This is a genomic window from Streptomyces sp. NPDC111516 (genome assembly GCF_055635345.1).
This window is the reverse complement of the sequence record NZ_JBVKBV010000010.1, coordinates 69,780-89,901: the sequence shown is the minus strand read 5'-3', so window position 1 is coordinate 89,901 and position 20,122 is coordinate 69,780. Positions and strand designations below refer to the sequence as shown.

General features: G+C 68.2%; 19 protein-coding genes and 2 pseudogenes. 10 read left to right on the top strand and 11 right to left on the bottom strand.

Annotation, left to right across the window (positions count from 1 at the left end; translation table 11 throughout):
- The first annotated feature begins 193 nt into the window (after positions 1-193).
- From ACZ7L9_RS20535 to ACZ7L9_RS20520, 4 genes are all read left to right on the top strand, one after another.
- On the top strand, positions 194-1,123 hold the full coding sequence (locus ACZ7L9_RS20535; RefSeq protein WP_471416699.1) for a carbohydrate ABC transporter permease: 930 nt from the start codon (positions 194-196) through the stop codon (positions 1,121-1,123).
- Positions 1,120-2,040 carry a carbohydrate ABC transporter permease gene (locus tag ACZ7L9_RS20530; RefSeq protein ID WP_471416697.1) on the top strand — a complete coding sequence of 307 codons (921 nt, stop codon included), beginning with the start codon at positions 1,120-1,122 and terminating at the stop codon, positions 2,038-2,040. The genes ACZ7L9_RS20535 and ACZ7L9_RS20530 overlap by 4 nt, the downstream gene beginning before the upstream one ends.
- Positions 2,041-2,117: 77 nt before the next feature.
- A complete protein-coding gene (locus ACZ7L9_RS20525; RefSeq protein ID WP_471416695.1) occupies positions 2,118-3,419 on the top strand; it encodes an extracellular solute-binding protein in 1,302 nt (433 codons plus the stop codon).
- 222 nt (positions 3,420-3,641) lie between these two features.
- Positions 3,642-4,955: a BNR-4 repeat-containing protein gene (locus ACZ7L9_RS20520; RefSeq protein WP_471416693.1), complete on the top strand. Its 1,314-nt coding sequence runs from the start codon at positions 3,642-3,644 to the stop codon at positions 4,953-4,955.
- Positions 4,956-4,983: 28 nt separating this feature from the next.
- On the opposite strand, the gene ACZ7L9_RS20515 is transcribed toward ACZ7L9_RS20520, so the two are convergent.
- The 5 genes from ACZ7L9_RS20515 to ACZ7L9_RS20495 all read right to left on the bottom strand — a co-directional run bounded on the left by ACZ7L9_RS20515 (position 4,984) and on the right by ACZ7L9_RS20495 (position 9,689).
- Complete coding sequence (locus ACZ7L9_RS20515; protein ID WP_471416691.1) at positions 4,984-5,421, bottom strand: WD40 repeat domain-containing protein; 438 nt, start codon at positions 5,419-5,421, stop codon at positions 4,984-4,986.
- Positions 5,422-5,896: 475 nt separating this feature from the next.
- Positions 5,897-6,352, bottom strand: a complete 456-nt coding sequence (locus ACZ7L9_RS20510) for a MaoC family dehydratase (RefSeq protein ID WP_471416689.1) — start codon at positions 6,350-6,352, stop codon at positions 5,897-5,899.
- Between the two features lie 25 nt (positions 6,353-6,377).
- Positions 6,378-7,868, bottom strand: coding sequence for an acyl-CoA synthetase (locus tag ACZ7L9_RS20505; RefSeq protein WP_471416688.1), 1,491 nt, complete (start codon positions 7,866-7,868; stop codon positions 6,378-6,380).
- A gap of 13 nt (positions 7,869-7,881) precedes the next feature.
- Complete coding sequence (locus ACZ7L9_RS20500) at positions 7,882-8,748, bottom strand: amidohydrolase family protein (protein WP_471416686.1); 867 nt, start codon at positions 8,746-8,748, stop codon at positions 7,882-7,884.
- Positions 8,745-9,689 (bottom strand): SDR family NAD(P)-dependent oxidoreductase, encoded by a 945-nt coding sequence (locus tag ACZ7L9_RS20495; RefSeq protein WP_471416684.1) that lies wholly within the window; start codon positions 9,687-9,689, stop codon positions 8,745-8,747. Before ACZ7L9_RS20495 ends, ACZ7L9_RS20500 begins: the two co-directional genes overlap by 4 nt.
- 77 nt (positions 9,690-9,766) lie before the next feature.
- Between ACZ7L9_RS20495 and ACZ7L9_RS20490 the strand changes: the two genes are divergently transcribed.
- The 4 genes and pseudogenes from ACZ7L9_RS20490 (at position 9,767) to ACZ7L9_RS20475 (ending at position 12,384) form a co-directional block, all read left to right on the top strand.
- Positions 9,767-10,213: a MarR family winged helix-turn-helix transcriptional regulator gene (locus ACZ7L9_RS20490; RefSeq protein ID WP_471416682.1), complete on the top strand. Its 447-nt coding sequence runs from the start codon at positions 9,767-9,769 to the stop codon at positions 10,211-10,213.
- Between the two features lie 290 nt (positions 10,214-10,503).
- Positions 10,504-11,011 (top strand): annotated as a pseudogene (locus tag ACZ7L9_RS20485) (LysR family transcriptional regulator).
- 188 nt (positions 11,012-11,199) lie between these two features.
- Positions 11,200-11,916 (top strand): SDR family NAD(P)-dependent oxidoreductase, encoded by a 717-nt coding sequence (locus ACZ7L9_RS20480; RefSeq protein ID WP_471416680.1) that lies wholly within the window; start codon positions 11,200-11,202, stop codon positions 11,914-11,916.
- Between the two features lie 54 nt (positions 11,917-11,970).
- The gene (locus tag ACZ7L9_RS20475) at positions 11,971-12,384 is read left to right on the top strand and encodes a YybH family protein (RefSeq protein WP_471416678.1); all 414 of its coding nucleotides are present in this window, start codon (positions 11,971-11,973) and stop codon (positions 12,382-12,384) included.
- A 215-nt stretch (positions 12,385-12,599) separates the two neighbouring features.
- On the opposite strand, the gene ACZ7L9_RS20470 is transcribed toward ACZ7L9_RS20475, so the two are convergent.
- The 4 genes and pseudogenes from ACZ7L9_RS20470 to ACZ7L9_RS20455 form a co-directional block, all read right to left on the bottom strand.
- Positions 12,600-13,268, bottom strand: a complete 669-nt coding sequence (locus tag ACZ7L9_RS20470) for a nitroreductase (RefSeq protein ID WP_471416676.1) — start codon at positions 13,266-13,268, stop codon at positions 12,600-12,602.
- Between the two features lie 260 nt (positions 13,269-13,528).
- The gene (locus tag ACZ7L9_RS20465) at positions 13,529-14,257 is read right to left on the bottom strand and encodes an SDR family oxidoreductase (RefSeq protein WP_471416674.1); all 729 of its coding nucleotides are present in this window, start codon (positions 14,255-14,257) and stop codon (positions 13,529-13,531) included.
- 259 nt (positions 14,258-14,516) lie between these two features.
- Positions 14,517-14,687, bottom strand: coding sequence for a hypothetical protein (locus ACZ7L9_RS20460; protein WP_471416672.1), 171 nt, complete (start codon positions 14,685-14,687; stop codon positions 14,517-14,519).
- Positions 14,688-14,819: 132 nt separating this feature from the next.
- Positions 14,820-14,927, bottom strand: a pseudogene (locus ACZ7L9_RS20455) (DUF3761 domain-containing protein); the annotation flags it as partial.
- Positions 14,928-15,095: 168 nt separating this feature from the next.
- Between ACZ7L9_RS20455 and ACZ7L9_RS20450 the strand changes: the two are divergent.
- On the top strand, positions 15,096-15,305 hold the full coding sequence (locus tag ACZ7L9_RS20450; protein WP_471416670.1) for a hypothetical protein: 210 nt from the start codon (positions 15,096-15,098) through the stop codon (positions 15,303-15,305).
- Between the two features lie 36 nt (positions 15,306-15,341).
- Positions 15,342-15,920, top strand: coding sequence for a maleylpyruvate isomerase family mycothiol-dependent enzyme (locus ACZ7L9_RS20445; RefSeq protein WP_471416668.1), 579 nt, complete (start codon positions 15,342-15,344; stop codon positions 15,918-15,920).
- Positions 15,921-16,838: 918 nt separating this feature from the next.
- Here the strand turns inward: ACZ7L9_RS20445 and fumC are convergent.
- Positions 16,839-18,299, bottom strand: coding sequence for a class II fumarate hydratase (fumC, locus tag ACZ7L9_RS20440; protein WP_471416666.1), 1,461 nt, complete (start codon positions 18,297-18,299; stop codon positions 16,839-16,841).
- Positions 18,296-19,951, bottom strand: a complete 1,656-nt coding sequence (locus ACZ7L9_RS20435) for an NAD-dependent malic enzyme (protein ID WP_471416664.1) — start codon at positions 19,949-19,951, stop codon at positions 18,296-18,298. The genes fumC and ACZ7L9_RS20435 overlap by 4 nt, the downstream gene beginning before the upstream one ends.
- Positions 19,952-20,122 lie beyond the last annotated feature (171 nt).

Sequence of the window (20,122 nt, the reverse complement as noted above, 5' to 3'; positions counted from 1 at the left end):
TGGAGAACGATCCCGCATGCTGCAACTTGCGTTCAATGGAGCATGCAATGGCATTCACACAGGGCCTCGGGCGAAGCAGGGGACGGGGCGGCTCACCACTCGCGCCCGGCCGCGTCGCATCCGGCTGCCGGTGCACGGCCTTCCGTGCCACGCCCTGCAACACCGCTCCCGCCCCGTTTGAGAGGACACACCCATGAGTACGGCCGCACCTCCCCAGAAGGCCGCTCCACGCCGCGAGCGGGCCGGCGGGCGGCTCTCCAACGGCGCGTTCGCACTGCTGCTGACCGCCCCGGGGCTCGCCCTGTTCGCGACGATCATCGTCTACCCGCTGGTCTCGGCGCTGTTCACCGGCTTCTTCAAGCAGGATCTGCGGATGCCGGGCCGTGAGTTCGTCGGCCTGGACAACTTCGCCTACTGGCTGGACGGCGACTTCCTCACGATCCTCAAGCAGACGCTGGTCTTCACCGTCGGTGCGACGATCGTCCCCTTCGTGGTCGGATTCGCGCTCGCGCTCGCGCTGAACTCGGGTCTGAAGGGCAGTGGCTTCCTGCGCGGCCTGTTCCTGTTCCCGTGGGTGATCCCGGGCGTGGTGGTCTCCTTCCTGTGGATGTGGATCTTCAACGCGAACTACGGCGTGCTGAACGGCATCCTCATGAAGGCCGGGTTCATCGAGGAGTCCATCTCCTGGCTCGGCCGGCCCGGCACCGCCATGCTCGCCGTCGTCATCACCAAGACCTGGGCGAGTTTCCCCTGGATGATGGTGATGCTGCTGGCCGGTCTGCAGACCGTGCCCAAGGAACTGCACGAGGCGGCCTCGATGGACGGGGCGGGCTCGATCCGGCGCTTCTTCGCCGTCACCTGGCCGCAGGTCCGCGGTGTCGCCTCGATTGTGCTGCTCCTGGAGTTCATCTGGAACTTCCAGCACTTCGACACCATCTACGTGCTCACCGGCGGCGGCCCGGCCGGTTCCACCGAGACCTTCGCGACCGCCGTGTACCAGACCGCCTTCAAGGGCTTCGACATCGGCCGGGCGACCGCGCTGGGCGGACTGTGGATGCTGCTCCTGCTCATCCTGGTCGCCGTATACCTCAGGATCACCGAGCGGAAGGGCGACGCCCGATGACCTTCACGACCTCCACCCCGCTGTCCGGCACCGAGCGGCCGAGGCCGCACACCACGTCCGCCGGGCGCGCCTCGCGGCGCCGGATACGCAAGGACCTGCTGCGCTCACGGATCGCCGCCTGGACCGCGGTCCTGGTGATCGGCGCCTTCGGCATTCTGCCGATCTACTGGCTGCTGGCCACCGCCCTGAGCAGCCCCGAGCAGACTTTCCAGTTCCCACCGAAGCTCATACCCACCGACATCACCTTCAGCAACTTCACCGCCCTCGCCGAGAACGACCAGTTGATCAAGTACCTGGTCAACTCCCTCGTCGTGGCCTCGATCACCGCCGTGCTGAGCGTGGTCGTCGCCACGTACATGGGCTACTCGTTCTCCAAGTTCCGCTACCGCGGGCGTCGTTCGCTGATGCACCTGGTGCTGGCCTCGCAGATGTTCCCGCAGGCGGTCCTGCTGGTGACGCTGTACGCCGTCTTCTCCAGCTTCGGCCTGCTGAACACGTACACCGCCCTGGTGCTGTCCTTCACCACGTTCACGATGCCGCTGTGCGTCTGGATGCTGAAGGGCATCTTCGACACCATCCCGGACGCCCTGCTGGAGGCCGCGTCCATCGACGGCGCGTCCAGGTGGCGGACGCTGCACTCCATCGTGGCTCCGCTGGCCGCGCCCGGAATGATCGCCGCCGGCCTGTTCGCCTTCGTCCGCGGCTGGAACGACTTCATCTTCGCGGTGACGCTGGCCGACAAGGAGAAGCAGACCCTGCCGCCCGGTCTCGTCTCCACCTACATCGGTGAGTTCCAGACCGCCTGGCCCGAGCTGATGGCGGCCTCGCTCATCGTGTCCGTCCCCGTGGTCATCGCCTTCATGTTCCTGCAGCGCTACCTCGTCGGCGGCATGACCGCCGGATCGGTCAAGAGCTGAGCCCGCGGGATCCTCCCGCGCCCTCCCCCTCCCCCCACACCCCCCTTCCCTTCCGCCCACTCCCCCATGGAGAGACCATGACCACCTCTGGCATCAGCCGGCGCGGCGCGCTGCGCATGTTCGGCATCGGCGCGCTCAGTGTGGCCGGCGCCGGTGCGCTGGGCGCCTGCGCACCGTCCGGCGCCAGCACCTCCTCCAACGGAGGCGACACGAAGTCCAAGGACTTCGACTTCACCTCCTGGTCGCTCAACGAGGAGGCCGCCAAGCCCTCGATCGAGAAGATCATCAAGGCGTGGGAGAAGGCCGAGGGTTCCAAGATTCGCGCGGTCTCGTACCCGTACAACGAGTACCTGAGCCAGCTCACCCTCAAGCTCGGCGGCGGGGAGACGACCGGCGCGGTGCATCTCGACATCGCCTGGCTCGCCGCGGTGGCGCAGATGGGCAAGCTCGCCGAACTCGATTCGGTGGCCATGAAGGGCGGCTACACGAACGTGGCGCTGGAGAGCGGCATGTACGGCGGCAAGCAGTACGGCCTGCCGTGGAACACCGGCTCGATCGGCGTGATCGCCAACTCCAAGCTCCTGGAGAAGGCCGGCATCAAGAAGCACCCCACCACCGTCGAGGAGTTCGAAGGCGCGCTGCAAGAGCTGAAGGGGCTCGGCAACGGCATCGTGCCTTACGCCGCGGCCACCAAGGTCGCGCAGCTCAAGGACATCTTCCCGTGGATGCAGACCTTCGGCTGCACACTCATGGAGGGCGACAGGGTGACCATCGGCGACGACGCCTCCGTCGACGCGGTCACCTGGTACAAGAAGCTGCACGACGCGAAGCTGATCGCCGCGGACGTGGACCGCTTCGACGCGCGCGCCCTGTTCGGGCAGGGCAAGGCCGCCTTCTACGACGACGCCATCATCGGCAAGGGCGTGACCGCGGCGCAGTCCAAGGACAAGACGCTGGCCGACGCGATGCAGCCGATGAAGCGTCCGGTGCTGCGCTCCGGAGACACGCCGCAGGCGCTGCTGTGGGGCGGTGTGATCGCGATCGTCAAGGGCAAGGGGCAGGACGCGGCGACGCGGTTCGCGCTGCACGCCACTTCCGACCGCGCCACCACCACCGAGTACTTCGCCTCCCGCGCCCTGCCGCCGTCCACCACGGTGGGCCTGGCCGACCCGAAGGTCGCCCAGGACACCTTCACCACCGAGTGGACCGACAGGATCACCGACACGGCGACCGGCAGCCCGTTCTGGCAGTTCGCGCAGAACGCCCAGATCGAGGAGGCCGTGGCCAAGCAGGTCCAGGCGGTCCTGGTCGGCAAGTCGAAGCCGAAGGACGCGATGAAGAAGGCCGGCGAGGAGGTCACCGCCCTCATCAGGCGCTGAGCCGGCGCGCGGCGTTCCGGGCCCGGTGAAGGTCGAAACGGCCATCACCGGGCCCTTCGCCATGCTGCACAAACCTTCCCCAAGACGTATTCCAATTCCGCATTGTGCAAACTCTATTCATGATCTGGGAACTGCTGTAGGTTCCGGGCGCAGCGGAGGGGGTGCACCGACCTGCGGGCCACTCCCGTTCGCCTCACCGCCACACCCACGAAGGAGTTCACCTTGCGACGTCCCACGGCACGCGCGTACGCCCCCTCGGCCGCGGCCCTGGCCGCCCTGCTCACGCTTGTCCCGGCAGCCCGGGCCGACAGCACGGACCGTGCGGAAGCCGCGGCAGCTGCGGCGACGGTGATCGAGAAGGTCCCGTACGCGATGGACTCGTCGAACCAGGCCGGCTGGTGGACCCCGGTAGCCACGTACAAGGGGCGCGGCCAGTACACGTACTTCGCCTTCAACGAGCCCGGTTCGACGGCCGCCACACATCGTCCGGCCATCGCGCGGCGCGACCCGGACGGGGCGTGGAGCCGTCTGCCGCTGCTCGACAAGAGCGGACAGCAGGCCGAGTTCCCCGACGACAACGGTCACAACCAGTCGTCCGTCGCGCGCGACGGCAGCGGCCGTCTGCACGTGTTCGCCTCCATGCACGCCAACCCCTGGCGCTACTTCCGCACCGAAGCCCCCGGCCAGGACGTCACGGACCACGCGGCCGAACTGCCCGACCAGGGCGTGGGCATCACCTACCCGGTCGTGACCACCGCGCCCAACGGCGATCTGTACCTGGCCGCCCGCGTCGGCGCCGGCTCCGACCAGCGCCCCGGCAAGCTGTACCGCTGGGACAACGCTGCCGCACGCTGGAGTGTGGTCGCCACCTTCGCCGGCGCGCTGAACCGCTCCGTGTACCCCGACGACCTGACGGTGGACGCCGCCGGCCGCGTACACCTCTTGTACGAGTGGGCCAAGGCCCCGGCGACCGCGTTCCGCCACCAGCTCTCCTATCTGCGCTACGACCCGGCGACCGGCACCTTCGCCGACAGTGCGGGCGCGGCCGTCACCACCCCGGTGACACCCGCCACGTCCGATGTGATACAGGAGCTCACCGCAGGTGAGGAGTGGAGCATCGACAACGCCTACCCGGGTCCGGCGGTGCAGAGCGCCAAGCTCACCCTCGACGGCTCCACCCCGAAGGTCGCCTACCGCTACCGCTCGGCCGACAGCGGCGGCAACTTCCGCGTGTACTACGCGTATCCGAGCGGCGGCGACTGGGTCAGCAAGACCGTGTACTCCGGTGGCCAGACCGCTGCGACCCTCGGCATCACCTGGGACGAGACGGACACCAAGCGGATCTACTACGTCACCGGCTCCGGCACCGACCGCGTCTTCGCCGCGACGCAGTCGGCGGACGGAACCTGGACCGCGCGGTCCGCCGCGCCGGGCGTGAGCGCGGACCGGCTCGCGGTGCGGCGGGACTCGGACGGCAACGACGTGCTGTACCTGCCGGACACGGCGCACAACTCTCTCTACTACGGGCTCCGTTGAGGCCCTGAGTCGTTGACGGTCCTGGCGGCTAGGTGCAGCAGCGCCAGTTCGTCGGCGAAGCCGACCAGCAGTGCGCCGCCGTCGACAGGGGAGTCACGCTGTGCACCCGGTAGGGGAAGCGCAGGACGTGGTGAATCCGGGTGTGGGTGTGCAGGTCCCAGGCGCGCACGGTGGCGTCGTCGTCGCCGCCGGTGACGGCGACGGTCCGGTCGTCGAGCGTGGTGACGGCCAGGTCGGCGATCCGGCGGCGGTGGCCGTGCAGCGGCTCGTCGCGCTCCGCGCCCATCGTGAGGTCCCAGACCCTCGGGTGGGGGCCGTACCCGGCGGTGGTGACGGCGACGGGCGTGCCGTCCACGAAGACCGTCGCGACACGCTCCACCGCGCGGGTGTGTCCGTGCAGCGGCCGGCCTAGCGAGGCGCGGTCGGCCAGGTCCCAGATCCGGACAGTTCCGGTCCGGATGCCCACCAGGACGAGGGTCCACCCGCAGCGTCCGCCTCAACCCCCGCGTCGTCAAACGCCAGATGTCCAACTTCGGAGTCAAACGCGACGAACACCTGCTGTCGGGACCGTCCGCCGGCACCCGCTGGGCGTGCACGGCATGCAGGCGCTTCCGTTCCTCGAAGTAGGAGACGGCACTGTCGTAGGCGTCCTGGGGGACGGGCTCGGACAGGCCCTCGACAGTGCCGCCGGGGCCGGCGACCAGCACCTTGAGGGGCATCGTCCAGCAGCCGGCGGGCGATGCGGGCGCCGAGCATGCCGGTGGCGCCTGTCACCAGTGCGTTGACCGTAATCGTGTCCTCCCGGTGCCGTGGGCGCGGGTGGCCGCCGCCGGTGCCTGGCTGTTCTGAACAGCAACGTATGCGGGTGGGGCGGGGACGGCATGCGCGCTGATGCATGCGGTTCCACGCCCCGCGCTTGGGGCGTAACTCCGCGGTCGTTGTCAGGCGTAGAAGCGCGAGACGCTCTGCAGCACTGCGGCCGGCTTCACCTCGCCATCGATCTCGATCGTGCCGTCGACCACTATCTGCAGGCCACCGGGCACTTCTTCGACCTCGGCGAGACGGGCGGCCAGACGGATGCGCGAGCCGACCTTCACCGGGGCGGGAAAGCGCACCTTGTTGAGGCCGTAGTTGACCTTGGTAGCGACGCCCTCGACCTCGAGCAGCTCGGTGAAGAAGGGGATGAAGAGGGACAGCGTCAGGTAGCCGTGGGCGATCGGGGCGCCGAAGGGGCCGGAGGCGGCACGGTCGGGGTCGGTGTGGATCCACTGGTGGTCGTCAGTGGCCTCGGCGAAGAGGTCGACGCGGTCCTGGGTGACCTCCAGCCAGGAGCTGGTGCCGAGGTCGGTACCGGCGAGGGACTTGAGCTGGTCGAGGCCGGTGACGGTGAGTGCCATGGTGACGGGACAGCCTTTCGGTCGGTCAGTTGCCGTGCTGGGCACGGATGTCGTTCTTGCGGAGCTTTCCGGAAGCGGTACGCGGCAGCCTGTCCACCAGCAGCACCGACTTCGGGAGCTTGTACTTGGCGACCACGCCCGCCAGCCGGGCCAGCAGGAGCTCGGGGGCGAGCTCGCTGCCGGGTTCGGGGACGACGACGGCGCGGCCGACCTCGCCCCACTTCTCGTCGGGCACGCCGATCACGGCGCATTCGGCGACGCCGGGGAGGGCCAGCAGGGCGTCCTCCACCTCGGCGGGGTAGACGTTCTCGCCGCCGGAGATGTACATGTCCTTGATCCGGTCGGCGATGGTGACGTAGCCGTCCGCGTCGACGCGGGCGGCGTCGCCGCTGCGGAACCAGCCGTCGGTGAAGGCGGCGGCCGATGCCTCGGGCAGGCCCCAGTAGCCGGGGCTGACGTGGGGGCCGCGCACCATGACCTCGCCCAGCCCCCCCCCCGGCGCGGCCTCGGACCCGTCGTGGGCGAGTACGCGTACATCGCTGAAGAAGTGCGGCACGCCTGCGGAGCCCGCCTTGCTGACGGCGTGTTCGGCGTCGAGGAAGAGAGTGCCGGGGGCGGCCTCGGTCATGCCGTAGCCCTGGAGGAAGGTGAGTCCGCGCCGCTGGTAGAGGTCGATGAGGGAGGTGGGCACCGGGGCGCCGCCGCAGGTGAGCAGGCGCAGGCTGCTGAGGTCGGCCGTTCCCCATTGAGGCCGGCGGGCCATCAGGTCGTACATCGTGGGCACGCCGAACACGAAGGTGATCCGGTGCCGCTCGATCAGCTCCAGCGTCGCGGCGGCGTCGAAGGACTCGACCAGCACGCAGGTGCCGCCCTTGAGCAGGACCGGGAGGGTGAGCATGTTGAGCCCGGCCGTGTGGAACAGCGGCGCGGAGGCGAGGGCGCGTTCGTCGGCGATCAGGTCGTGGTCGACCAGGACGTTGACGGCGTTCCAGGTCACGTTGCCGTGGGTGAGCATGGCACCCTTGGGGCGGCCGGTGGTGCCCGAGGTGTACATGATGATGCAGGTGTCGTCGAGGGAGACCGGCTCGTCGATCGGGGTGGCATCGACGGCGGCCAGCCGCGCCTCGTAGGCGGGGCCGACCTCGACCGTGATCGGGGCACCGGAGCCGGCGACGAGGTCGGCGCAGCTCGGGGCGTGGATCAGGGCCTTGGCGCCGCAGTCGTCGAGCTGGAAGGCGATCTCGGGCGCGGCGAGGCGGGTGTTGAGGGGGACGAAGAGGGCGCCGAGCTTCCCGGCCGCGAAGCAGGTCTCCAGGAAGGCGGGATGGTTGGGCCCGAGGTAGGCGACGCGGTCGCCGCGGCGGACGCCGGCGGCGCGCAGCGCGTGGGCGAGCCGGGTGGTGCGCTCGTGCAGCTCGGCGTAGCTGACGCTGCGCTCACCGTGGACGAGCGCGGTGCGGTGGGGGGTCTTGCGGGCGCGGCGGGCGGGCCAGGAGCCGAGTCCCTCGTTGCGCATGGCGGGTGCCCTCTCAGCTGAGCCCGAGCAGCCGGGCGGCGTTGTCCTTGAGGATCTTGGGCTTGACCGCGTCCTTGATCGGCAGCTTGTCGAAGTCGGAGAGCCAGCGGTCCGGGGTCAGCACCGGGTAGTCGGAGCCGAAGAGCACCTTGTCCTGGAGCAGCGAGTTGGCGTACTGCACCAGCTGCGGCGGGAAGTACTTCGGCGACCAGCCGGACAGGTCGATGTGCACGCCGGGCTTGTGGGTGGCGACGGCGAGGGCCTCGTCCTGCCAGGGGAAGGAGGGGTGGGCGAGGATGATCTTCAGGTGGGGGAAGTCGGCGGCGACGTCGTCGACGTGCATCGGGTTCGAGTACTTGAGCCGGATTCCGCCTCCGCCCGGGACACCGGTGCCGATTCCGGTCTGGCCGGTGTGGAACAGGGCGACGGTTCCGGTCTCCTCGATGACCTCGTAGAGCGGGTGGGCGAGGCGGTCGTTGGGGAAGAAGCCCTGGATGCTGGGGTGGAACTTGAAGCCCTTGACCCCGTACTCCTCGACCAGCCGCCGCGCCTCGCGCACGCCGGCCTTGCCACGGAAGGGGTCGATGGAGGCAAAGGGGATCAGCACATCCGGGTTGGCGGCGGCCGCCTCGGCCACCTCCTCGTTGGGGACCGGGGTCGTGCCGGTGGCGTGCTCGGCGTCGACGGTGAAGACGACGGCGGCCATGCGGCGCTCACGGTAGTAGGCGGCCATCTCCGGCAGGGTGGGCTTACGGGCACTTTCGACCTTGAAGTAGCTGCTGGACGCCTCTTGCAGGTCATCCGCGAGGGATGCCTTCCCGCTCGAGGAGACCTCGGCGTGCGTGTGCACGTCGATGGCGGTCAGCTCGCTCACGTTCACTTGGCACTCCCTTCGGGGACGGCCGGCGCCGGGATGCCGACGGTCTGCGGCTCGCGGCCCATGGAGGTGGCCCAGCTCGCGGCGATGGCCTCGGGGCTCCAGCCGCCGTCGGCGTAGGCGACGGCCGTCTCCTGCGGGTGGGACCACAGGGCCAGCTTGTCCCCGCCGATGCCGATGCACTGCCCGGTGACGGCGCGGGCGGCGTCCGAGGCGAGGAAGGGGATCAGCACGGCGCAGTCCTCGGCGGTGCCGAAGCCCTCGCCCTTGCGCAGGAAGTCCGGCAGCGGGCTGCCCTGCCTCATGGCCTCGATGTAGGGGGCGAAGGCGGGGATGGTCTCGGTCATGGCGGTGGCGGCGACCGGCACGATCGCGTTGACGGTGATGCCGTTGCGGGCGAGCTCCATGGACCAGGTGCGGACCATGGCGGCGATGCCGGCCTTGGCGGCCGCGTAGTTGGTCTGGCCGAAGTTGCCGCGCTGCCCGGCCGGGGAGCCGACCATGATCAGGCTGCCGCCCTCGCCCTGCTCACGCATGCGGATCGCGGCTGCGCGGGCGCAGGTGAAGGTGCCGCGCAGGTGGGTGGCGATCACCGCGTCGAAGTCCTCGTCGGTCATCTTCCACAGCACCTTGTCGCGCAGGATGCCGGCGTTGGTGACCATGACGTCCAGGCGGCCGAACTCGGCGACGGCCCGGTCGACCAGGGCCTGCGCCGCCTCGCCAGTGCCGACGGCGACGGCCTCGGCGACCGCGCGGCCGCCTGCTCCGGTGATGGACTTCGCGGCCTGTTCCGCGACCTCGGCATCCAGGTCGTTGACGACCACGGCGGCTCCGGCGCGGGCCAGGGCGGTCGCGTAGGCGAGCCCGAGCCCGCGTCCGCTGCCAGTGACGACGGCGACCTTGCCGGTGAGGTCGATCGATTCACGAAGGTGTTCAGAACTCATGGCAATGGAAGGTAAAAGCAATCATTGCTTTCGTCAATGGTTGTCACCAACCGCGATTCTGCGGCATGATCTCCGCTATGAGCGACGAGCCTTGGATGCGCGGTCTGCACACGGACACCGGCTACCTGCTGTACCGGCTCGGCCTGCGGTCCGGCAGCCTCTTCAACGCCGGCCTGGAGCAGCATGGACTGCGCCTGCGCCACTACGCTGTGCTGCGCTACCTTGCCACCGTCGAGGGCGCACGACAGCGTGAGCTCGCCGACCGCCTGGGCTATGACCCCAGCGCGATCGTCTCCCTCCTCGACGACCTGCAGCGACTGGAGCTCGCCGAACGCAAGCCCGACCCCAGCGACCGCCGCAACCGCATCGTGGTGCTCACCGACGCCGGACGGGAACTGCTGCGCGACAGCGAACAGGACAGCGCCCAGGTCACCGACGCCCTGCTCGCGCCGCTCTCCACCGAGGAACGCGGCACGCTGCACGCGCTACTGCTGCGCATCGCGGAACCCGGCGGCGAGGACTGAGCCCGGCGTCCCGCCAGAGCCTTGGGCCGCCGGCCGGCCGGGGGCCCGCACCGGGACGAGATCGCGAACGTCCCCGCCGACCGCACCCGGTCGAAGCGGCGGGCCGCTCTGCCTGTGTCTTGCCCGGCGAGGATGGCCAGATCAAACGGGGCGTGGGCTGTGTCTCCGTTGTGCTGTGCCGCGTCGTAGTAGGCCATCCATGGCGGGTCTTCCGAAGCGCAGGCCCGGGTGAACGCCTCATCGGCAGCTCCGACGGCGGCCATGATGTCGCGGACATCGCCCGTCTTCAGCTGCGGTATTTCGTTGCGGTCGCCGAGGAGCTGAACTTCAGCCGGGCGGCAGCCCGGCTGCTGATCGCCGGCCCGTCACTGTCACAGCAGATCAAGGCGCTCGAACGTGACCTCGGGGTGGTCCTGTTCGATCGGGATCGGCGTTCGGTCGTGCTCACCGCGGCGGGGACCGCACTGCTGCCGCACGCGCGTGCCCTGCTGGACCGGGCCGACGACCTCAAGCGTCGGGCCGGGCAGCTGTCCGGTTCGCAGTCGGTCCGGCTGGGCTACGTCAACTGGCTGCCGCGGGATCTCTCCGCCCGGACATCGGCAGCAGCCCGGGTCCATGTGGATGCCGCAGGTGTACTGGACGTGGTCGCTGGTGCGGCGTGCGAACGAGGAGCGCCCGGCGGTGCTCGCTGTGGTCGACGCGCTCTGCAAGGGCATCGGGGATCTCGGGCTGCACGGCCCGGAGGCCTGGCTTCCGGCCGGTGACCCGTACCGGCCCGAGCGCCGTCGGGACAGCTGACCAGGGCTGGAAGGCCCAGCCTTTCAGCAGGGAGGAAGCTGGTCCCGGCATCTGGGTGGTTCGGCGTTGCCCCGCCCGAGCCGTCCTGCCTATCGTCGAGGAGTCGGCCGGCGGCCAGCGCCGAGGTCGAGGAATCCCGCTCCCACCGAGCGCGCACTCGTGCTCGGCCGCACCCTCGGAGATATGCCATGGGCATGCAAGAGCAGCAGAAGGTCGCCGTGATCACCGGAGCCTCGCAGGGCATCGGCGCCGGCCTGGTCGACGCCTACCGCAAGCTCGGCCACGCCGTCGTCGCCACCTCGCGCACCATCGCCCCCGCCGACGACGAGGGCGTGCTGACCGTCCCCGGGGACATCGCCGACCCGACCACCGCCGACCGCCTGGTCTCCGCCGCCGTGGAACGCTTCGGCCGGATCGACACCCTGGTCAACAACGCCGGCCTCTTCGTCGCCAAGCCGTTCACCGACTACACCCCGGAGGACTACGCCGCCGTGCTCGGCGTGAACCTGACCGGGTTCTTCCGCCTCACCCAGCTCGCCGTCGGCCAGATGCTCGCCCAGGGCGTCGGGCACATCGTCACCATCACCACCAGCCTGGTCGACAACGCCGACGCCCGGGTCCCCTCCGTACTCGCCTCGCTGACCAAGGGCGGCCTGCAATCCGCTACCAAGTCCCTCGCCATCGAGTACGCCACCCGCGGCATCCGGGCGAACGCCGTCTCCCCCGGCACCATCCGGACCCCGATGCATGCCGAGGAGACCCACGAGTTCCTCGCCGGCCTGCACCCCGTCGGCCGCATGGGCGAGATCGCCGACATCGTCGAAGCCGTCCTCTACCTGGAGAACGCACCGTTCGTCACCGGCGAGATCCTCCACGTCGACGGCGGCATGAGCGCCGGCCACTGAACCCCACCCCCACACAAGCGGACCCCGACCGCATCAGCTCCCGGGAGAACCGCCATGCACCACACCACCACGGGCGACGAGAAGATCCTGCGCAGTGTTCTCGACGGCTGGAAGGCCGCCGTCGACCAGCACCAGCCCGACCAGGTCGCCGCCCACTTCACCGAGGACGCCATCTTCCAGGGCCTGCACCCCTACACCGTCGGCCGCGCCGGCATCGCCGCCTACTACGACGCACAGCCCCTCGGCCTGACCGCCCACTACCGCATCCTGGAGACCCGGCACCCGGCCGACGGCCTGATCCTCGGCTACCTGAGCGTCGACTTCTCCCTCACCGACCACCCCACCCTCACCGTTCACCTCGGCATCCTCCTCCAGCGGACGGACCACGGCTGGGCCATCGCCCACTACCAGGTCTCCCACCTGAACGACGCGCCCGCAGCCCACTGGGCCCCACCCTTCGTGTTGTGATCACTCCTGCACAACGAGGACCGGTGGGGGTGCGGCGGGTGGGTCCGGACAGTAATTCGATGTCCGGACCACCAGGTCAGAGCGCATTCGCTGTGAGGTTGGATCCACCACATGACGACTCGTACTCCACCGTCCGTTCACGCAGAAGGTCCTGCTGCCCAGTTGGACGCCAGGGGTGTGAGCGGAACAACTGTGATCGTCACGCAGTAGCGAATCTACCCCTCGACGAACGTGACCGTCTCGTCGAGCGGGGCCCGGCCCGTACGGGTGTAGCCCACCGTGACGTCCTCGAATCCGATCGACATGCCGCAGAAGAGGACGAACCCGTCCGGGGGTGACAGGATTTCCGCGACGGTCTTGCGATACACCGACCACGCCATCTGCGGGCAACTGTGCAGCCCTTCGGCACGCAGCAGCAGCAGCATGACGGTCTGCAGATACATGCCGGCGTCGGACCATTGGGGCCGGCCCATGTCGCGGTCGATATAGCAGAACAGGGCGGCGGGCGCTCCGAAACAGTCCCAGTTCGCGGCAGCGGCCCTCTGACGCGCCTCCCAGTCCTCGCGCCCAATACCAAGTGCGCTGTAGCGCTCATGGCCGAAGGCGGATCGCCGCTCGTGGTACGGAGACTTCAGTGCGGGCGGGTACATCTCGTACTCCCGCTCGTCCCAGGGGTCACCTGAGGCCACGCGCTCGCCGGCACGCTTCTTGAGCTCGGTCAGCGGTTCACCGGTCACCACGTAGGCGCGCCACGGCTGGAGGTTCGATCCGGACGGCGCCCAGGCCGCAGCGGACAGTACCCGCTCCAGCACCTGCCTCGGTACGGGCCGGTCGGTGAACCCGCGCACCGCCCGTCGGCTCGTGACCGCCTCATAGACATCCAAGATCATCTACCTCCGCCATCTCTGCTCCATGTGCCTCCTCATTGACAATCCGGGACCGCGAGATGCGACAAGGCCCCCAACCACGAGAGCCGTGGCCCGTCCATCCCGGCGGGACCGAATAGGTGCACGTGAGCCCGCTCCGCCTGACCGGGGATCGGAGGACCGCGGGCCGGATCTCCGTATGACTCACGCCACCGCACCCGGCGGACGCAACGAAAATATCTGCCGGGCTGAGACTGAACACGCAGGAGGCAGTGAAGTCAGGAGAGCCAGTCGGCGTAGCGAGTGGCGGCGAGGTGGGCGTCCTTGTCGGTGAGGACGTCACCCTTGACGACGGCGAACATGCCGGCGGTGGGATCGGTGACGACGGTGCGATTGTCGCCCTTGTGGGACAGGGTGATCCGGCCCAGCTCGTCCAAGGCGAAGATCTCGGGGCCCGCGATGTTGCGGATGCCGTTCAGCGGGGCGCCCGCAGCGACCTCCGCCACCGCGGCGGCCACGTCCTTGGAGGCGATCGGCTGGATCGGCGTGGCGGGCAGCCGGACGGTGCTGTCGTCGGCGGTCCAGGACAGGACGGCGTCCATGAACTCCATGAACTGCGTCGCCCGGACGATCGAGTAGGGGATCGACCCGGCGGCGAGGAGGTTCTCCTGGAGTGTCTTGGCGCGGTAGTAGTCCAGCTCGGGTACCTGGTCCGTGCCGACGATCGAGAGGATGACGATGTGGCCGACGTCGCCCTTGCGGGCCGCCGCCAGCAGGTTCTCCATCGAGGTCTGGAAGAAGGCCGGGGAGGCTTCATCGAAGGTCGGGGAGTTCGTCAGGTTGACGACGACGTCGGCTCCCGCCACCGCCTCGTCCAGCCCCCGGGCGCTGAGGACGTCGATGCCAGTGGACTTGGAGTGCGGTACCGCCTCGTGCCCGGCGGCGATCAGGTTCTCGACGACCTGCGACCCGATCAGTCCGGTACCGCCGATGACTGCGATCTTCATGACATGCCTTCCGTAGAGGCTATATACGGAATATGACATATGTGCAGTTACATGGGTGGGGCAAGACACGGCCTCCTGATCACCTGATGGGGCGGTGTCACAGACCGTCGACGAACCGGACCGTCTCGTCGAGCGGCGCCATGCGGGCCTCACTTGCGGTGACGTCCTCGAACCCGATCGACATCCCACAGAAAGAGGACGAGGTCGTCCGGAGGCGACAGGACCTCCGCGACAGCCTGTGAAACTTCGCCCAGGCCGTCTACGGACAGCGGTGCGGCCCTTTGGTGCGCAGCAGCATGGCGGTCTGCAGATCCATGCCGGCGTCGAACCATTGGACCGGGCCCGTGTCAGGGTCGATGTAGCAGAACAGGGCGGCGGGCGCACCGAAACAATCCCAGGTCGCGGCAGCAACCCTCTGACGTGCTGCCAAGAACGACCGCCGGTCAGCAGTCGCTCGGCCGGCTCGGCTCGGTTGGCGGGCCATGGGCGTCGGAAGGTTCCGCGCGTAGCGGGAACGGTCGCCGCATCGGTGACCTGCGACCTGCTCGAACCAGTAGCGGACGCCGCCATGCCCGCTGCACGTGCCGCGGAAAGTCTTCCAGTAGCTGGGGGTGCCGTCCTTGCACTCCGCGGTCGCGCCCGACCGCGGTGCCCGGCCAGGGCGGCGCAGAGGTCCTGGCCGAGCCGGCCGGAACCAGCTGACCGCCGAAGCCGTATGAGAAACAACGTCCTGAGTCCCTCACCCTCGCCGACGCCCTGGGGTGGATCCCCACCTGCTCATCGAGGTCATCAACGGCAGTGGCCTGAACAGCCGGTACGTCCAGAGCAAAGGGCCGAGGTGATCGACGACGACCTCGACACCCCCTCTTTTCCGCTCAAAGCGGCGGAGAAGGATGCCGGCCTGATCACCGACACCGCCCGTGCTGTTGGCCTGCAGCGAGGTAACGCGGAAGTCGTACGTGAAAGCCTCCACCGCGCGGCCGACGACGGACTTGGGCGCGCGGACGTTGCCGCGACCTACCGCACGTTTCGCCAGGCCGCATCCTGACGAGGCTGTCCCTTCGAGACAGGCGCAGGAGGAACGATGCCCCATGCCGGCATCGCCGCCGCGCGTTCGAGCACGGCACAACTCGCGGAGATCATCCACCAGGTGAACGACGATCAATGGGAGCTGCCGTCAGCGTGCGACGGCTGGCGCGTCATCGACGTGGTGGCCCACCTCGCGGCCCTGGCCTCCGAGGCGGTCGACCCACCGCCGCCCGACCCCTCACTGCCGAAGAACCGCGAGCGCTACCACGGCCTGCGCGTCGACCAACGCCGTGGCCGGAGCCATGCCGAAGTCCTCGACGAGTGGCAGCGCAGCACCCTCGGCATCTGGACCTCCTGGAAGCGGCCCAGGAACCGCCCGCGGCCGACGAGCCCGTCGAGGTGCCCGGGCTCGGGCCATATCCGCGCCACCTCCTGGCGAACACCATGGCGTTCAACGTCTTCTGCCACCTGCACAACGACATGCTCGCCCCGGACGGCCCGCTCCCGTGCACGCTGCCGGAACCGGCCGACGACCTGGTCGCCCCCGCCGTCGACTTCATGCTCGCCGGCCTCCCCCAGCTGCAGGGGCCCGAACTCACCGCCACCGTCGGCCGACCCCTCGTCCTCAACCTGACCGAGCCGGGTGCCACCACCGTCACCACCCTTCCCGCGACCGGGCCGGACGGACAGCTGACCGTGGCACCGGGTGCGGACGCCACCACCCACGTCCACAGCACGGCACTCGACTTCATCGCGTGGGCGCCTGCCGTTCCTGACCAAGCCGATCGCGCTGCCGGTGGCCGCCCGGCTGTGGCGGGGCAAGTGCACCGCCTCCCGCACCGACCTGGCCCTGGAGATGGTCCACGACCTGGCCGCACTCTTCCCCGACCGCACCCTCCATGTCACCGGCGACGCCGCCTACCATTCCGGCAAGGTCGCCGACCTGCCCGGAACCGTCACCTCACGACCCGGCTGTCACGCGACGCCGCCCTGTTCGAGCCCACCGCGCCCCGGACGAACAAGCGCGGCCGGCCCCGCAGGAAGGGCGCCGCACTGGCGTCTGACCGTCGTGGAACGCTACGGACGCACCGAGTTCGTGATCACCGAGCTGGAGTGCCTGTGTTACGGCGCCTTCAAGGACCTCCCCGTGCGCCTCGTCCTGGTCCGCAACCTGGACTCGACCAACTCGTACGACCTCGCGCTGGTCAGCACCGACCACATCAGCACCGCCGATGACCTGGTCGAACGGTGCGGCACGCGCTGGCCGATCGAGTCGGTCTTCGAGCACATGCGCGGTGAGACCGCCGGACACACCAGCCGTGGTACACGACCAAGACGAGCCCGGCGTTCAGCGACATGCTCGTCAAGCTCCGCCGGACGATCATCACCGCCCGCCATATTCGCAACCCCGCAGGTCAACCCAGCCACGAGGAAATCGCGGCGGTCATCCGCGCCTGGGAAGCCGCAGCGGCATAGAGCACCCCGCACCAAGATCACGACCCGCTGCAAAGTCGAGCACGGCGGTCCTGCGCACTATGTCCGCGGTCGAGGCTCAGGCACCGGACACACCGTCACCGACCATGGAGAGTGGATCGACAACGGCGTCGAACGTTTTTTCGTCGACGTGACCGCTTGCCAGGGCGGCCTCTTTGAGGGACTGGTTGTTGGCGAGCGCGGACTCGGCGATGTGCGCGGCGTTCTGGTAGCCGATGACGGGGCTCAGCGCTGTGACCAGCATGAGGCTCTCGTTTACGTATTGTGCGATTTTTGTTCGGTTCAGCTCGGTGCCGTCAACGGAGAATGTCCGGAACTTCTCCATCCCGTCGGCAAGGATGCGTGCGGAGTGCAGGAAATTCCTGATGATCACCGGGCGCATCGCGTTCAGTTCGAAGTTGCCCTGGCTTCCGGCGAACGCCACTGCAGAGTCGTTGCCGAGCACCTGGATCGCGATCATGACGATGGCTTCGCACTGGGTCGGGTTGACTTTGCCTGGCATGATCGAGGAGCCGGGTTCGTTCTGGGGAAGCAGTAGCTCGGCGAAGCCTGTGCGTGGGCCTGAGGCCAGCCATCGCATGTCGTTGGCGATCTTCATCACGGCAACGGCCAGTCCGCGCAGTGCTCCGTGTGCCCGCACCATGGGGTCCAGCGACCCCTGCGCCATGAACTTGTTTTCGGCGGTAACAAACGGCTTGCCGGTCAGTTCGGCGATCTGCGTCGCGACGTCACGGCTGAAGTTCTTCGGCGCGTTCAGGCCAGTTCCGACGGCAGTGCCGCCCAGAGCCAGCTCGAGCAGCCCGTTGCGGCTGTGCTCGATCTCCTCGATGCAGGCGCGCACTTGGGCGGCATAACCTGACCACTCTTGTCCCACGGTAAGTGGTACGGCGTCTTCGAGGTGCGTGCGGCCGATCTTCACGACCGTGTTCCACTCTCTGGCCTTTGCCTCGAGGACCGTAGCAAGGTCTCGAGCCTGAGGTAGGAGATGGTCATCGATTTCCTGCACCGCAGCGATGTGCATCGCGGTCGGGAAGCTGTCGTTGCTGGACTGCCCCATGTTGACGTCGTCGTTCGGGCCCACCGGCTTCTGGCTCCCGAGCGTGCCACCGAGCAACTGCGACGCACGGTTGGAGATGACTTCGTTGACGTTCATGTTGCTTTGGGTGCCTGAGCCTGTCTGCCAGACGAAGAGGGGGAAGTGCTCGTCAAGCTCCCCCTCGATGACTTCCTCCGCGGCCCGCACGATTGCCTGTTTCTTCCATTCGGGCAGCCGGTTGGCAGCGGCGTTCACAAGCGCTGCCGCCTTCTTCACGTAGCCGTAGGCGTGGTAGACCTCCTTGGGCATCCGGTCGCCACCGATGGAGAAGTGGATCAGCGACCGTTGCGTCTGCGCTCCCCAGTAGCGGTCTGCCGGCACCTCGACCGTGCCCATGCTGTCAAATTCTTCGCGCTGTCCATCGGCCCGGATCCCGATCGGCACTTCCTGCATCTCGAAAACCGACTGGTCGCCCTGGCTCACTTCGCGTGCTCCGCATCGCTCGTGGGATAGACCGGCTGCCACATCGCGTCCTGGACCGCTTGAATGAGGTTTTCGTGCGTCTTCGTCGCGACTCCATCCTGTGCCGCGGCGCGGGCGACGGCGACGGCGACTGTGGCCGAGGACGCTCTCAGGTTCGCAACCGGCGGCAGGAGTGAGGCCCCTGGCCGGGACACATCGACTTGGCCGGCCACGGCTTCGGCAGCGGCGAGCAGCATGCCGTCGGTCAGGTGCCGGGCGCCCGAAACGATCGTGCCGAGGCCGAGTCCGGGGTAGAGGAGCGCGTTGTTGGCCTGTCCGATCTCGTAGGAGATGTCGTTGTAGTCCACCGGTCCGACCGGGATGCCGACCGCCATCAGCGCTCTGCCCTCGGACCAGATAATCGCGTCTGAAGGCATGACCTCGATACGACTCGTCGGATTTGACAGCGGCAGGAGGATCGGGCGGTCCACTCCCTCGGCCAGCGCGCGCACGACGTCCTCAGTGAAGGCGTTATGGACGGTCGACGTGCCGATGAGGATGGTGGGTTTGACATGCTTGATTGTGGTCAACAGATCGATATCACCGTCCGCCCACACGCTCACCTCAGACTTCGGCCTTGCGTACGCCTGTTGGTAGTCAGGCAGGTCCACCATGTCGTCGGTCACGAGGCCATGGACGTCGATGAGCCAGATGTTGCTCTTAGCCTGTGCGGGTGTGGCACCGTCACGCACCATCGCTGCGTGGATCTGGTCGGCCATGCCGGTGCCGGCGGTTCCCGCTCCGAAGACCACCAGCCGCTGCTCGGACCAGCGTGTCCCGGTGACCTTCAGGGCAGAGAACACCGACGCCATGACGATCGCCCCAGTGCCCTGCATGTCGTCATTGAAGATCCGGTATTTGTCCGCGTTCTCCACCAAGATCCGCCGGGCGTTCGACGGCCCGAAGTCCTCGAAGTGCAGCAGCGCGTTCGGGAACAACTCGGACACGGTCTGGAGATAGAGGGTGATGAAGTCGTCGTACCGCTTACCAGTCACCCGCGCATGCCGGTTGCCCAGGTAGGGCGGGCTGTTGAGCAACTGCTCGTTGTCTGTCCCGACATCGAGATTCACGGCGATGACCCGGTTCGGGTCGATGCCGGCTGCGGCCGTGTAAACGGCGAGCTTGCCGATGGAGATGTCGGTCCCGTTGACGCCCCAGTCCCCGATTCCCAAAATTTCCTGGGCATCGGAGACAACGATCAGATCGACGTCGTCTGCACCAAGGCCGAGCGACTCGAATGATGCTTTCACGTCCTCGGGACGGTTAATCGACAGGTATACCGCACGTGAGTCGCGGTAGTCCACGGACCATTGCTGGATCGCGTCACCCACGGTTGGGTCGTACACAACGGGCAGCAGCTCGTCGAGGTGGTCGGCCAGCAGCTTGAAGTACAGAATCTGGTTCCGGTCGTGAATCTCATTGAGGTAGATGTACTTCTGCAGATCGGACGATTTCTGCTTGAGCTGTGCGTAGGCCCGGTGGGCCTGCCCCTCGAGGGTCTCGACGGCCGCCGGCAGCCGCCCGGTGATCCCGAGCTTCGCCCGCTCCTCCAGTGTGTAAGCGGTGCCGCGGTTTCGGTAGCGATCCTGCAGGACGGTCGGTTTGACGGACATGCATGCCCCTTCGGCAGGTTTCGAGCATTGACTCTTTGCGTCAGCCCGGACATGGCTCCGCAGGGCTCCCTTGGGCATCGGGAGCCCGCTACTGTCTTCGCCCGCCCGTGCGGCGCCTGCTGTTGGGTGAGGGCCGGTGAGAAGTTCGCTATGCCCAGGCACACGCGTGAT

Bases quoted from the DNA above. Each gene is read 5' to 3' on its own strand.
- ACZ7L9_RS20475 (WP_471416678.1), top strand. From the start codon at position 11,971: ATGCACCACACCACCACGGGCGACGAGAAGATCCTGCGCAGTGTTCTC.
- ACZ7L9_RS20465 (WP_471416674.1), bottom strand. From the start codon at position 14,257: ATGAAGATCGCAGTCATCGGCGGTACCGGACTGATCGGGTCGCAGGTC.
- ACZ7L9_RS20525 (WP_471416695.1), top strand. From the start codon at position 2,118: ATGACCACCTCTGGCATCAGCCGGCGCGGCGCGCTGCGCATGTTCGGC.
- ACZ7L9_RS20495 (WP_471416684.1), bottom strand. From the start codon at position 9,689: ATGAGTTCTGAACACCTTCGTGAATCGATCGACCTCACCGGCAAGGTC.
- ACZ7L9_RS20505 (WP_471416688.1), bottom strand. From the start codon at position 7,868: ATGCGCAACGAGGGACTCGGCTCCTGGCCCGCCCGCCGCGCCCGCAAG.
- ACZ7L9_RS20490 (WP_471416682.1), top strand. From the start codon at position 9,767: ATGAGCGACGAGCCTTGGATGCGCGGTCTGCACACGGACACCGGCTAC.
- ACZ7L9_RS20480 (WP_471416680.1), top strand. From the start codon at position 11,200: ATGGGCATGCAAGAGCAGCAGAAGGTCGCCGTGATCACCGGAGCCTCG.
- ACZ7L9_RS20445 (WP_471416668.1), top strand. From the start codon at position 15,342: ATGCCCCATGCCGGCATCGCCGCCGCGCGTTCGAGCACGGCACAACTC.
- ACZ7L9_RS20510 (WP_471416689.1), bottom strand. From the start codon at position 6,352: ATGGCACTCACCGTCACCGGCCTCGACCAGCTCAAGTCCCTCGCCGGT.
- ACZ7L9_RS20435 (WP_471416664.1), bottom strand. From the start codon at position 19,951: ATGTCCGTCAAACCGACCGTCCTGCAGGATCGCTACCGAAACCGCGGC.
- ACZ7L9_RS20535 (WP_471416699.1), top strand. From the start codon at position 194: ATGAGTACGGCCGCACCTCCCCAGAAGGCCGCTCCACGCCGCGAGCGG.
- ACZ7L9_RS20530 (WP_471416697.1), top strand. From the start codon at position 1,120: ATGACCTTCACGACCTCCACCCCGCTGTCCGGCACCGAGCGGCCGAGG.